The organism is Rugamonas sp. GW822-FHT03B10, from assembly GCF_058801745.1.
On record NZ_JBXANP010000014.1, the window covers coordinates 97,378 to 112,606 of the forward strand.

1 protein-coding gene is annotated in these 15,229 nt (G+C 68.2%); it reads right to left on the bottom strand.

Going from position 1 to position 15,229, the window contains the following annotated elements; genetic code table 11:
* Positions 1-114 precede the first annotated feature (114 nt).
* Positions 115-14,316, bottom strand: coding sequence for an SPM autocatalytic domain-containing protein (locus AC1RQG_RS20415; protein WP_493134034.1), 14,202 nt, complete (start codon positions 14,314-14,316; stop codon positions 115-117).
* Positions 14,317-15,229: the final 913 nt, after the last annotated feature.

Sequence of the window (15,229 nt, forward strand, 5' to 3'; positions counted from 1 at the left end):
CCGGCGCCTTTTCTGTTGCAGAAACACCGGCGCGTTTACGGGCTTGTTCGCGGCATAAAAAAAAACGGCAAGGCCCGCAGGCCCTGCCGTTTCTGGCGCTATGACGCGCTTGGCTTACTTGGCGGCCAGGATGCCGGCGCCGTGGTTGCCGGCCAACAGCGCTTTCAGGCGCTGGGTCTCGTCGCTCGAGGCCTGGCCGGACGCCGCGGTCAGCGTGCTGTTGTCGTAGCTGCCGATCGCGCTGGCCAGGGCCGCCACCGCCGTGTTACCGGCGCTTGGCATCTCCAGCTTGGTTGCCGTGGTTGCGGCATCCGCAGCGGTGTAGCCCGACATCGCCGCCGACAGGCTGCTGACCGAGCTGGTCAGAGTCGTCGACGTGCTGCCCGCGGCGAACCAGACGTCCGCTGCCTGGTGGGTGGTGCCGTCGGCCGTCTCGTAGGTCGAGCTCAGGCCCACGGTGTTGCCGTTGTCGCGGTGGCCATCGACCTTGACGTCCAGGTTCAGCTTGGTGATGCCGAGGTCCGCCAGCGACTTCAGCTCGCCGGTCTGGCTGACGCCGTCGGCATTGGCGTCCACCCACACTTGCAGCTTGCCGAACTGGCTGTCCTTGGCATCGACCACACCGTCGCCGTTGCTGTCGATCGCCGACAGCGCCTGGTAGCCGTTGTTGGCCTTGGTGCCATCCGCCAGTGTGGTGCCGGTGCCGAACAGTTCGCCGCCATCGTTGATGGTGCCGTCGCCGTTACGGTCGAGCACCAGCAAGCCATCGCCGCCGCCAACCCAACCGGCGTTGACCTTGGTGCCGTCGGCATTCAGGTCGAAGCTCACGCCGGCGTTGGACGACAGGGTGTTGATGCCGTTGCCGTTCAGGTCCAGCACGATCGGCGAGAGGCCGTGGGCCGCGTTGAACAGGGCGTTGGCCTGGTCGGTGCTCATCGCCTGGATCTGCGTCGAGGTCATCGCGTTGGCTTGTGCCGAGCTCAGATTCTTGATCTGGCCGGTGGTCAGCGCGACGATCTGATCGGTGGTCAGTTTCACCAGCTGAGTGGTGCTCATGGCCACGAACGACGCCGTCTTCAGCGCGTGCAGGTCCGAGGTTTCCAGCGCGACGATGCCGTTGGTCGACAGCGCGCGGATCTGCGCCGTGCTCAAGGCATTGAGCTGGTCGCTCGACAGCGCGACGACCTGGTCGGTGGTCAGCGCGGAGCCGATGGCGGCCGTGCTCAGCGCCGCCACCTGGTTGGTGCTCAGGGCCACGACCTGGTTGGTGCTGAGCGCCGTCAGCTGCGCGGTGCGCAGGGCGGCGATGGCGGCCGTCTTCAGCGCGCCGATGTCCGCGGTCTCGATCGCCGCGATGCTGGCGGTCGAGAAGGCTTGCACCTGCGCGGTGCTCAGCGCGCCCACCTGGTTCGACGACAGCGCCACCACCTGGTCCGTGGTGAAGGCATTGCCCAACTGCGAGGTGGTCAGCACGACGATGTCGCTGGTCGACAGGCTGGCGACCTGGTCAGTGGTCAGCGCCTTGACCTGGTTGGTGGTCAGGGCGGCCACAGCCGAGGTTTTCAACGCACCCAGATCGTCCGTGCTCATGCTGGCGATGGCGGCGGCCGACAGCGACACGACCTGCTGCGTGCTCAGCACGGCGGCCTGGCTGGTGGTCAGCGCAGCGACCTGGTCGCTGTTCAGGGCCGAGAAGGCGGCGGTGGTCAGGGCGATGGTCTGGCCGGTCGACAGCTTGCTGACCTGGTCGGTGCTGAGCGCCACGATCTGCGCCGATTTCAGGGCGGCCACGCCGGCGGTGGTGATGCCGCCGATGTCGGCCGTCTCGATGGCGCCGATGTTGTTGCTCGACAGGGCAGCCACCTGCGCCGTGCTCAGGGCGCCCAGCTGGCTCGACGTCAGCGCGACGATCTGGTCGGTCGTCAGACCGTTCGCGACGTCGGCCGTGCTCAGGGCGGCGAGCTGGGCCGTGGCCAGGTTGTGCACCTGGTCGGTGGTCAGCGCGCCAACCTGGGCGGTGCTCAGGCCGGCGATCGAGGCGGTCTTCAGCGCGGCCAGATCGGCCGTTTCCAGCGCGGCGACATCGTCCGTGCTCAACGCGGCAATCTGGGCGCTCGACAGCGAGTTCGCCTCGGCCGTGGACAGGGCCACCACCTGGTCGGTGCTCAGCGCCTTGATCTGGTTGGTCGACAGGCCGGCGATGGCGGCCGTCTTCAGCGCCGCGAAGTCGGCCGTCGTCAGGGCGGCGATGGCGTTGGTCGACAGACCGGCCACCTGGCCCGTGCTCAGGGCGGCGGCCTGGTTGGTCGTCAGGGCGCCGATCTGGTCGGTGCTCATGGCGTTCATGGCGGCCGTGCTCAGCGCGACGATCTGGTTGGTCGACAACGTTGCCACCTGGGCGGTGCTCAGGCCGGTGATCTGCGCCGACTTGAGGGCGGCGATGGCGGCGGTCGACAGACCGCCGATGTCGGCCGTTTCGATGGCGCCGATGTTGTTGCTCGACAGGGCAGCCACTTGCGCGGTGCTCAGGGCGCGCAGCTGGTCCGAGGTCAGCGCGACGATCTGGTCGGTGGTCAGACCGTTTGCGACGTCGGCCGTGCTCAGGGCAGCGAGCTGGGCCGTGGCCAGGTTATTCACCTGGTTGGTGGTCAGCGCGGCAACCTGGGCGGTGCTCAGGCCGGCGATCGAGGCGGTCTTCAGCGCGGCCAGGTCGGCCGTTTCCAGCGCGGCGACATCGTCCGTGCTCAACGCGGCAACCTGGGCGCTCGACAGCGAGTTCGCCTCGGCCGTGGACAGGGCCACCACCTGGTCGGTGCTCAGCGCCTTGATCTGGTTGGTCGACAGGCCGGCGATGGCGGCCGTCTTCAGGGCCGCGAAGTCGGCCGTCGTCAGGGCGGCGATGGCGTTGGTCGACAGACCGGCCACCTGGCCCGTGCTCAGGGCGGCGGCCTGGTTGGTCGTCAGGGCGCCGATCTGGTCGGTGCTCATGGCGTTCATGGCGGCCGTGCTCAGCGCGACGATCTGGTTGGTCGACAACGCTGCCACCTGGCCGGTGCTCAGGCCGGTGATCTGCGCCGACTTGAGGGCCGCGATGGCGGCGGTCGACAGACCGCCGATGTCGGCCGTTTCGATGGCGCCGATGTTGTTGCTCGACAGGGCGGCCACCTGCGCGGTGCTCAGGGCGCGCAGTTGGTCCGACGTCAGCGCGACGATCTGGTCGGTGGTCAGGCCGGCGGCGACGTCGGCCGTGCTCAGGGCGGCGAGCTGGGCCGTGGCCAGGTTGTTCACCTGGTTGGTGGTCAGCGCGGCAACCTGGGCGGTGCTCAGGCCGGCGATCGACGCGGTCTTCAGCGCGGCCAGGTCGGCCGTTTCCAGCGCGGCGACATCGTCCGTGCTCAACGCGGCAACCTGGGCGCTCGACAGCGAGTTCGCCTCGGCCGTGGACAGGGCCACCACCTGGTCGGTGGTCAGGGCCTTGATCTGGTTGGTCGACAGGCCGGCGATGGCGGCCGTCTTCAGGGCCGCGAAGTCAGCCGTCGACAGCGCGGCGATGGCGTTGGTCGACAGACCGGCCACCTGGGCCGTGCTCAGGACAGCGGCCTGGTTGGTCGTCAAGGCACCGATCTGGTCGGTGCTCATGCCGTTCATGGCCGCCGTGCTCAGCGCGACGATCTGGTTGGTCGACAACGCTGCCACCTGGTCGGTGCTCAGACCGGCGATCTGCGCCGATTTCAGGGCGGCGATGGCGGCGGTGCTCAGACCGACGATGTCAGCCGTCTCGATGGCGCCGATGTTGTTGCTCGACAGGGCAGCGACCTGCGCGGTGCTCAGGGCGGCCAGCTGGCTCGAGGTCAGCGCGACGATCTGGTCGGTGGTCAGACCGTTCGCGACGTCGGCCGTGCTCAGGGCGGCGAGCTGGGCCGTGGCCAGGTTGTGCACCTGGTCGGTGGTCAGCGCGGCAACCTGGGCGGTGCTCAGGCCGGCGATCGAGGCGGTCTTCAGGGCGGCCAGGTCGGCCGTTTCCAGCGCGGCGATGTCGTCCGTGCTCAACGCGGCAATCTGGGCGCTCGACAGCGAGTTCGCCTCGGCCGTGGACAGGGCCACCACCTGATCAGTGGTCAGCGCCTTGATCTGGTTGGTCGACAGACCGGCGATGGCGGCCGTCTTCAGGGCGGCGAAGTCGGCCGTCGACAGCGCGGCGATGGCGTTGGTCGACAGACCGGCCACCTGGCCCGTGCTCAGGACTGCGGCCTGGTTGGTCGTCAGGGCGCCGATCTGGTCGGTGCTCATGCCGTTCATGGCCGCCGTGCTCAGCGCGACGATCTGGTTGGTCGACAATGCTGCCACCTGGTCGGTGCTCAGACCGGCGATCTGCGCCGACTTGAGGGAGGCGATGGCGGCGGTCGACAGACCGACGATATCGGCCGTCTCGATGGCGCCGATGTTGTTGCTCGACAGGGCGGCGACCTGCGCGGTGCTCAGGGCGGCCAGCTGGCTCGAGGTCAGCGCGACGATCTGGTCGGTGGTCAGACCGTTCGCGACGTCGGCCGTGCTCAGGGCGGCGAGCTGGGCCGTGGCCAGGTTGTGCACCTGGTCGGTGGTCAGCGCGGCGACCTGGGCGGCGCTCAGGCCGGCGATCGAGGCGGTCTTCAGGGCGGCCAGGTCGGCCGTTTCCAGCGCGGCGACATCGTCCGTGCTCAACGCGGCAATCTGGGCGCTCGACAGCGAGTTCGCCTCGGCCGTGGACAGGGCCACCACCTGATCAGTGGTCAGCGCCTTGATCTGGTTGGTCGACAGACCGGCGATGGCGGCCGTCTTCAGGGCGGCGAAGTCGGCCGTCGACAGCGCGGCGATGGCGTTGGTCGACAGACCGGCCACCTGGCCCGTGCTCAGGACTGCGGCCTGGTTGGTCGTCAGGGCGCCGATCTGGTCGGTGCTCATGCCGTTCATGGCCGCCGTGCTCAGTGCGACGATCTGGTTGGTCGACAATGCTGCCACCTGGTCGGTGCTCAGACCGGCGATCTGCGCCGACTTGAGGGAGGCGATGGCGGCGGTCGACAGGCCGACGATATCGGCCGTCTCGATGGCGCCGATGTTGTTGCTCGACAGGGCGGCGACCTGCGCGGTGCTCAGGGCGGCCAGCTGGCTCGAGGTCAGCGCGACGATCTGGTCGGTGGTCAGACCGTTCGCGACGTCGGCCGTGCTCAGGGCGGCGAGCTGGGCCGTGGCCAGGTTGTGCACCTGGTCGGTGGTCAGCGCGGCGACCTGGGCGGCGCTCAGGCCGGCGATCGAGGCGGTCTTCAGGGCGGCCAGGTCGGCCGTTTCCAGCGCGGCGATGTCGTCCGTGCTCAACGCGGCAATCTGGGCGCTCGACAGCGAGTTCGCCTCGGCCGTGGACAGGGCAACCACCTGGTCGGTGGTCAGGGCCTTGATCTGGCCGGTCGTCAAACCGGCGATGGCGGCAGTCTTCAATGCGGCGAAGTCAGCCGTCGACAGCGCGGCGATGGCGTTGGTCGACAGACCGGCCACCTGGCCGGTGCTCAGGGCGGCGGCCTGGTTGGTCGTCAGGGCGCCGATCTGGTCGGTGCTCATGCCGTTCATGGCGGCCGTGCTCAGCGCAACGATCTGGTTGGTCGACAACGCTGCCACCTGGTCGGTGCTCAGACCGGCGATCTGCGCCGACTTGAGGGAGGCGATGGCGGCGGTCGACAGGCCGACGATATCGGCCGTCTCGATGGCGGCGATGTTGTTGCTCGACAGGGCAGCCACCTGCGCGGTGCTCAGGGCGGCCAGCTGGCTCGACGTCAGCGCGACGATCTGGTCGGTGGTCAGGCCGTTGGCGATGTCGGCCGTGCTCAGGGCAGCGAGCTGGGCCGTGGCCAGGTTGTGCACCTGGTCGGTGGTCAGCGCGGCAACCTGGGCGGCGCTCAGGCCGGCGATCGACGACGTCTTCAGGGCGGCCAGGTCGGCCGTCTCCAGCGCGGCGATGTCGTCCGTGCTCAACGCGGCAACCTGGGCGCTCGACAGCGAGTTCGCCTCGGCCGTCGACAGGGCCACCACCTGGTCGGTGGTCAGGGCCTTGATCTGACCGGTCGTCAAACCGGCGATGGCGGCAGTCTTCAATGCGGCGAAATCAGCCGTCGACAGGGCGGCGATGGCGTTGGTCGACAGACCGGCCACCTGGCCCGTGCTCAGGGCGGCGGCCTGGTTGGTCGTCAGCGCGCCGATCTGGTCGGTGCTCATGCCGTTCATGGCGGCCGTGCTCAGCGCGACGATCTGGTTGGTCGACAAGGCGGCCACCTGACCCGTCGTGAGACCGGCGATCTGCGCCGATTTCAGGGCGGCGATGGCGGCGGTCGACAGGCCGACGATGTCAGCCGTCTCGATGGCGCCGATGTTGTTGCTCGACAGGGCAGCCACTTGCGCGGTGCTCAGGGCGCGCAGCTGGTCCGAGGTCAGCGCGACGATCTGGTCGGTGGTCAGACCGTTTGCGACGTCGGCCGTGCTCAGGGCAGCGAGCTGGGCCGTGGCCAGGTTGTTCACCTGGTTGGTGGTCAGCGCGGCAACCTGGGCGGTGCTCAGGCCGGCGATCGACGCGGTCTTCAGGGCGGACAGGTCGGCCGTTTCCAGCGCGGCGACATCGTCCGTGCTCAACGCGGCAACCTGGGCGCTCGACAGCGAATTCGCCTCGGCCGTGGACAGGGCCACCACCTGGTCGGTGGTCAGGGCCTTGATCTGGTTGGTCGACAGACCGGCGATGGCGGCCGTCTTCAGGGCGGCGAAGTCGGCCGTCGACAGGGCGGCGATGGCGTTGGTCGACAGACCTGCCACCTGGGCCGTGCTCAGGGCGGCGGCCTGGTTGGTCGTCAGGGCGCCGATCTGGTCGGTGCTCATGCCGTTCATGGCGGCCGTGCTCAGCGCGACGATCTGGTTGGTCGACAACGCTGCCACCTGGTCGGTGCTCAAACCGGCGATCTGCGCCGATTTCAGGGCGGCGATGGCGGCGGTGCTCAGACCGACGATGTCGGCCGTCTCGATGGCGCCGATGTTGTTGCTCGACAGGGCAGCCACCTGCGCGGTGCTCAGGGCGGCCAGCTGGCTCGAGGTCAGCGCGACGATCTGGTCGGTGGTCAGGCCGTTCGCGACGTCGGCCGTGCTCAGGGCTGCCAACTGGGCCGTGGCCAGGTTGTGCACCTGGTCGGTGGTCAGCGCGGCGACCTGGGCGGTGCTCAGGCCGGCGATCGACGACGTCTTCAGGGCGGCCAGGTCGGCCGTTTCCAGCGCGGCGATGTCGTCCGTGCTCAACGCGGCAACCTGGGCGCTCGACAGCGAGTTCGCCTCGGCCGTGGACAGGGCCACCACCTGGTCGGTGGTCAGGGCCTTGATCTGGCCGGTCGTCAAGCCGGCGATGGCGGCCGTCTTCAGGGCGGCGAAGTCGGCCGTCGACAGGGCGGCGATGGCGTTGGTCGACAGACCGGCCACCTGGCCGGTGCTCAGGGCGGCGGCCTGGTTGGTCGTCAGCGCGCCGATCTGGTCGGTGCTCATGCCGTTCATGGCGGCCGTGCTCAGCGCGACGATCTGGTTGGTCGACAACGCTGCCACCTGGCCCGTCGTGAGGCCTGCGATCTGCGCCGATTTCAGGGCGGCGATGGCGGCGGTCGACAGGCCGGCGATGTCAGCCGTCTCGATGGCGGCGATGTTGTTGCTCGACAGGGCAGCCACCTGCGCGGTGCTCAGGGCGGCCAGCTGGCTCGAGGTCAGCGCGACGATCTGGTCGGTGGTCAGACCATTCGCGACGTCGGCCGTGCTCAGGGCAGCGAGCTGGGCCGTGGCCAGGTTGTTCACCTGGTTGGTGGTCAGCGCGGCAACCTGGGCGGTGCTCAGGCCGGCGATCGACGCGGTCTTCAGCGCGGCCAGGTCGGCCGTCTCCAGCGCGGCGATGTCGTCCGTGCTCAACGCGGCAACCTGGGCGCTCGACAGCGAGTTCGCCTCGGCCGTGGACAGGGCCACCACCTGGTCGGTGGTCAGGGCCTTGATCTGGTTGGTCGACAGACCGGCGATGGCGGCCGTCTTCAGGGCGGCGAAGTCGGCCGTCGACAGGGCGGCGATGGCGTTGGTCGACAGACCTGCCACCTGGGCCGTGCTCAGGGCGGCGGCCTGGTTGGTCGTCAGGGCGCCGATCTGGTCGGTGCTCATGCCGTTCATGGCGGCCGTGCTCAGCGCGACGATCTGGTTGGTCGACAACGCTGCCACCTGGTCGGTGCTCAGACCGGCGATCTGCGCCGATTTCAGGGCGGCGATGGCGGCGGTGCTCAGACCGACGATGTCAGCCGTCTCGATGGCGCCGATGTTGTTGCTCGACAGGGCAGCCACCTGCGCGGTGCTCAGGGCGGCCAGCTGGCTCGAGGTCAGCGCGACGATCTGGTCGGTGGTCAGGCCGTTCGCGACGTCGGCCGTGCTCAGGGCAGCCAACTGGGCCGTGGCCAGGTTGTGCACCTGGTCGGTGGTCAGCGCGGCGACCTGGGCGGCGCTCAGGCCGGCGATCGACGACGTCTTCAGGGCGGACAGGTCGGCCGTTTCCAGCGCGGCGACATCGTCCGTGCTCAACGCGGCAACCTGGGCGCTCGACAGCGAGTTCGCCTCGGCCGTGGACAGGGCCACCACCTGGTCGGTGGTCAGGGCCTTGATCTGGCCGGTCGACAGACCGGCGATGGCGGCCGTCTTCAGGGCGGCGAAGTCGGCCGTCGACAGGGCGGCGATGGCATTGGTCGACAGACCGGCCACCTGGCCGGTGCTCAGGGCGGCGGCCTGGTTGGTCGTCAGGGCGCCGATCTGGTCGGTGCTCATGCCGTTCATGGCGGCCGTGCTCAGCGCGACGATCTGGTTGGTCGACAACGCTGCCACCTGGCCCGTCGTGAGGCCTGCGATCTGCGCCGATTTCAGGGCGGCGATGGCGGCGGTCGACAGGCCGGCGATGTCAGCCGTCTCGATGGCGGCGATGTTGTTGCTCGACAGGGCAGCCACCTGCGCGGTGCTCAGGGCGCGCAGCTGGTCCGAGGTCAGCGCGACGATCTGGTCGGTGGTCAGACCATTCGCGACGTCGGCCGTGCTCAGGGCGGCGAGCTGGGCCGTGGCCAGGTTGTTCACCTGGTTGGTGGTCAGCGCGGCAACCTGGGCGGTGCTCAGGCCGGCGATCGACGCGGTCTTCAGGGCGGACAGGTCGGCCGTTTCCAGCGCGGCGATGTCGTCCGTGCTCAACGCGGCAACCTGGGCGCTCGACAGCGAGTTCGCCTCGGCCGTGGACAGAGCCACCACCTGGTCAGTGGTCAGGGCCTTGATCTGGTTGGTCGACAGACCGGCGATGGCGGCCGTCTTCAGGGCGGCGAAGTCGGCCGTCGACAGGGCGGCGATGGCGTTGGTCGACAGACCTGCCACCTGGGCCGTGCTCAGGGCGGCGGCCTGGTTGGTCGTCAGGGCGCCGATCTGGTCGGTGCTCATGCCGTTCATGGCGGCCGTGCTCAGCGCGACGATCTGGTTGGTCGACAACGCCGCCACCTGGTCGGTGCTCAGACCGGCGATCTGCGCCGATTTCAGGGCGGCGATGGCGGCTGTGCTCAGACCGACGATGTCAGCCGTCTCGATGGCGCCGATGTTGTTGCTCGACAGGGCAGCCACCTGCGCGGTGCTCAGGGCGGCCAGCTGGCTCGAGGTCAGCGCGACGATCTGGTCGGTGGTCAGACCGTTCGCGACGTCGGCCGTGCTCAGGGCGGCGAGCTGGGCCGTGGCCAGGTTGTGCACCTGGTCGGTGGTCAGCGCGCCAACCTGGGCGGCGCTCAGGCCGGCGATCGAGGCGGTCTTCAGGGCGGCCAGGTCGGCCGTCTCCAGCGCGGCGATGTCGTCCGTGCTCATCGCGGCAATCTGGGCACTCGACAGCGAGTTCGCCTCGGCCGTGGACAGGGCCACCACCTGGTCAGTGGTCAGGGCCTTGATCTGGCCGGTCGACAGACCGGCGATGGCGGCCGTCTTCAGGGCGGCGAAGTCGGCCGTCGACAGGGCGGCGATGGCATTGGTCGACAGACCGGCCACCTGGGCCGTGCTCAGGGCGGCGGCCTGGTTGGTCGTCAGGGCACCGATCTGGTCGGTGCTCATGCCGTTCATGGCGGCCGTGCTCAGCGCGACGATCTGGTTGGTCGACAGGGCGGCCACCTGGTCGGTGCTCAGACCGGCGATCTGCGCCGACTTGAGGGCAGCGATGGCGGCGGTCGACAGACCGACGATGTCAGCCGTCTCGATGGCGCCGATGTTGTTGCTCGACAGGGCAGCGACCTGCGCGGTGCTCAGGGCGGCCAGCTGGCTCGAGGTCAGCGCGACGATCTGGTCGGTGGTCAGACCGTTCGCGACGTCGGCCGTGCTCAGGGCGGCGAGCTGGGCCGTGGCCAGGTTGTGCACCTGGTCGGTGGTCAGCGCGGCAACCTGGGCGGCGCTCAGGCCGGCGATCGACGACGTCTTCAGGGCGGCCAGGTCGGCCGTTTCCAGCGCGGCGATGTCGTCCGTGCTCAACGCGGCAATCTGGGCGCTCGACAGCGAGTTCGCCTCGGCCGTGGACAGGGCCACCACCTGGTCAGTGGTCAGGGCCTTGATCTGGCCGGTCGACAGACCGGCGATGGCGGCCGTCTTCAGGGCGGCGAAGTCGGCCGTCGACAGGGCGGCGATGGCGTTGGTCGACAGACCGGCCACCTGGCCGGTGCTCAGGGCGGCGGCCTGGTTGGTCGTCAGGGCGCCGATCTGGTCGGTGCTCATGCCGTTCATGGCGGCCGTGCTCAGCGCGACGATCTGGTTGGTCGACAACGCTGCCACCTGGCCCGTCGTGAGGCCTGCGATCTGCGCCGATTTCAGGGCGGCGATGGCGGCGGTCGACAGGCCGGCGATATCGGCCGTCTCGATGGCGGCGATGTTGTTGCTCGACAGGGCAGCCACTTGCGCGGTGCTCAGGGCGGCCAGCTGGCTCGACGTCAGCGCGACGATCTGGTCGGTGGTCAGACCGTTCGCGACGTCGGCCGTGCTCAGGGCGGCGAGCTGGGCCGTGGCCAGGTTGTGCACCTGGTCGGTGGTCAGCGCGGCAACCTGGGCGGTGCTCAGGCCGGCGATCGAGGCGGTCTTCAGGGCGGCCAGGTCGGCCGTTTCCAGCGCGGCGATGTCGTCCGTGCTCAACGCGGCAATCTGGGCGCTCGACAGCGAGTTCGCCTCGGCCGTGGACAGGGCCACCACCTGATCAGTGGTCAGCGCCTTGATCTGGTTGGTCGACAGACCGGCGATGGCGGCCGTCTTCAGCGCAGCGAAGTCGGCCGTCGACAGCGCGGCGATGGCGTTGGTCGACAGACCGGCCACCTGGGCCGTGCTCAGGGCGGCGGCCTGGTTGGTCGTCAGGGCGCCGATCTGGTCGGTGCTCATGCCGTTCATGGCCGCCGTGCTCAGTGCGACGATCTGGTTGGTCGACAGGGCGGCCACCTGGTCGGTGCTCAGACCAGCGATCTGCGCCGATTTCAGGGCGGCGATGGCGGCGGTCGACAGACCGGCGATGTCGGCCGTTTCGATGGCGCCGATGTTGTTGCTCGACAGGGCAGCGACCTGCGCGGTGCTCAGGGCGCGCAGTTGGTCCGAGGTCAGCGCGACGATCTGGTCGGTGGTCAGGCCGTTGGCGACGTCGGCCGTGCTCAGGGCGGCGAGCTGGGCAGTGGCCAGGTTGTGCACCTGGTTGGTGGTCAGCGCGGCGACCTGGGCGGTGCTCAGGCCGGCGATCGAGGCGGTCTTCAGGGCGGCCAGGTCGGCCGTCTCCAGCGCGGCGACATCGTCCGTGCTCAACGCGGCAATCTGGGCGCTCGACAGCGAATTCGCCTCGGCCGTGGACAGGGCCACCACCTGGTCGGTGGTCAGGGCCTTGATCTGGTTGGTCGACAGACCGGCGATGGCGGCCGTCTTCAGGGCGGCGAAGTCGGCCGTCGACAGGGCGGCGATGGCGTTGGTCGACAGACCGGCCACCTGGGCCGTGCTCAGGGCGGCGGCCTGATTGGTCGTCAGCGCGCCGATCTGGTCGGTGCTCATGCCGTTCATGGCGGCCGTGCTCAGCGCAACGATCTGGTTGGTCGACAGGGCGGCCACCTGGTCGGTGCTCAGACCGGCGATCTGCGCCGACTTGAGGGCGGCGATGGCGGCGGTCGACAGACCGACGATGTCGGCCGTCTCGATGGCGCCGATGTTGTTGCTCGACAGGGCAGCGACCTGCGCGGTGCTCAGGGCGGCCAGCTGGCTCGAGGTCAGCGCGACGATCTGGTCGGTGGTCAGGCCATTGGCGACGTCGGCCGTGCTCAGGGCGGCGAGCTGGGCAGTGGCCAGGTTGTGCACCTGGTTGGTGGTCAGCGCGGCGACCTGGGCGGCGCTCAGGCCGGCGATCGACGACGTCTTCAGGGCGGCCAGGTCGGCCGTTTCCAGCGCGGCGACATCGTCCGTGCTCAACGCGGCAATCTGGGCGCTCGACAGCGAGTTCGCCTCGGCCGTGGACAGGGCCACCACCTGGTCGGTGGTCAGGGCCTTGATCTGGTTGGTCGACAGACCGGCGATGGCGGCCGTCTTCAGGGCGGCGAAATCAGCCGTCGACAGCGCGGCGATGGCGTTGGTCGACAGACTGGCCACCTGGCCCGTGCTCAGGACGGCGGCCTGGTTGGTCGTCAGGGCACCGATCTGGTCGGTGCTCATGCCGTTCATGGCGGCCGTGCTCAGCGCGACGATCTGGTTGGTCGACAGGGCGGCCACCTGGTCGGTGCTCAGACCGACGATCTGCGCCGACTTGAGGGCGGCGATGGCGGCGGTCGACAGGCCGACGATGTCGGCCGTCTCGATGGCGCCGAGGTTGTTGCTCGACAGGGCGGCGACCTGCGCGGTGCCCAGGGCGGCCAGCTGGCTCGAGGTCAGCGCGACGATCTGGTCGGTGGTCAGGCCGGCGGCCACATTCGCCGTGCTCAGTGCGGCGAGCTGGGCCGTGCCCAGGTTGTGCACCTGGTTGGTGGTCAGCGCGGCGACCTGGGCGGTGCTCAGGCCGGCGATCGACGACGTCTTCAGGGCGGCCAGGTCGGCCGTCTCCAGGGCGACGACATCGTCCGTGCTCAGCGCACTAATCTGCGCGCTCGACAGCGAGTTCGCCTCGGCCGTCGACAGGGCCACCACCTGGTCGGTGGTCAGGGCCTTGATCTGGTTGGTCGACAGGGCGGCGATGGCGGCCGTCTTCAGGGCGGCGAAGTCGGCCGTGGTCAGGGCAACCAGGGAGTTGGTCGACAGACTGGCCACCTGGCTCGTGCTCAGGGTCGCTGCCTGGTTGGTCGTCAGGGCGCCGATCTGGTCGGTGCTCATGCCGTTCATGGCCGCCGTGCTCAGCGCGACGATCTGGTTGGTCGACAGGGAGGCCACCTGGGCGGTGCTCAGGCCGGCGATTTGCGTCGACTTCAGCGCGGCGATACCAGCGGTGGTGATGCCGGTGATGTCGGCCGTCTCGATGGCGGCGATGTTGTTGCTCGACAGGGCAGCGACCTGCGCGGTGCTCAGGGCGCGCAGTTGGTCCGACGTCAGCGCGACGATCTGGTCGGTGGTCAGGCCGTTGGCGATATTCGCCGTGCTCAGGGCGACGAGCTGGGCGGTCGCCAGGCTGTTAATCTGGTTGGTGGTCAGCGCGGCGACCTGCGCCGACGCCAACGCGGCGATCGACGACGTCTTCAGGGCGGCCAGATCGGCCGTCTGCATGGCGGCGATATCGTCCGTGCTGAGCGAGGCGACTTGCGCGCTGGTCAGGGCGTTGGCCTGGCTCGTGTCGAGGGCGACGACCTGGTCGGTGGTCAGGGCCTTGACCTGTCCCGTCGACAGGGCGGCAATGGCGGAGGTCTTCAGGGCGGCGAAATCAGCGGTTTGCATCGCGGCCAGATCATCGGTACTCAGCGCGGCGACTTGCTGGGTCGACAGGACGTTGGCTTGGGCGGTGGTCAGGGCGACGACCTGATCGGTCGTCAGCGCCTTGGTCTGCGCGGTGGTCAGGCCGGCCAGCGCGGTGGTCGTGATGGCGGCGAAATCGGCGGTGGTCAGCGACGGCAGGCTGGCCGTCGTGATCGCGCCGATCTGCAGGGAGCTGAATACGGCAATTTGCGTGGTGGTGAAAGCGGCGATTTGATCCGAATTCAGTACCGTGATGTCAGAGGTATATAGCGCTGCGATCTCTTGGGTGGTCAGATTCGCGATCTGGTCAGTTGTATAGGTAGCTAAGATGCTGCTCATTTGCATTTCTCCTGAAGGTCGCCGCTAATTTTCTGTTTGGAAACGGACAGGAGCCGACGGGCATTCCCCCTCAGCTCCTATCCCCACCATGGCAATTGACGTTTTTGTACTCTTAAATATTCTGTAAAACCGATGCTGTGACCACAACGAACCCGGCCGTTCATTCTTAACGTCAACAAAAAAGTTAACTTTAGGAATTTAATGCCGCGCCGTCAGGCGGATGGCTGGTTACGCGAACTGTAATTTAAACAACTTTTCCATACTGGCATGACACTGCTGCGTAGGTATCCGCACTCGGCCCGTTTTCGTACAAAGCGACCGGGTGGATACTTCCATTAAGTAAACTTATTCTCGCCAGGCAATATATTGACACCCGCGTTGACCAGCGAATGGAACATGTTTACGTAGGGCAATACCTCGCAGTATAACCCACCTAATTTCCCAAAAGAATTTTTCTGTCAGGCTGTCGTTCGCTCGCAACCTATTGATCTTGCAAGATTTTGCTGCAACCAACGGCCCGCCTGGCGACGGTCGAGGCCATTGTAGAGCTTGCAACTTGGATGCCATCCGGCAAACAGAATGACGAAACCGTCGTAATTCACTGGGGAAACTCAAGGGCGGACATGACTGTGCACGATCCGCATGACGCCCGCATGACATGGCGCGGACCCGTGCCACCCCTCTTGGACACCAGCCTGGGCCCGCATGCCCTGTTTGGGGGATAGCCCGGCCATCCCATCCGCGCTAGCCACCGGCCGCCGCGCCACACCATATATGTATTGACAACTTCCGGCCGGCCGGCGGGCAGCGTAGGAGCGGTCCTACACCGCATGGGCTCGCCAATCTGGCGCGCGAATTTCCCTCGACTACACACAAAGGTGAAAATGCTGCTGAACAATGCGACAGCGGCGCC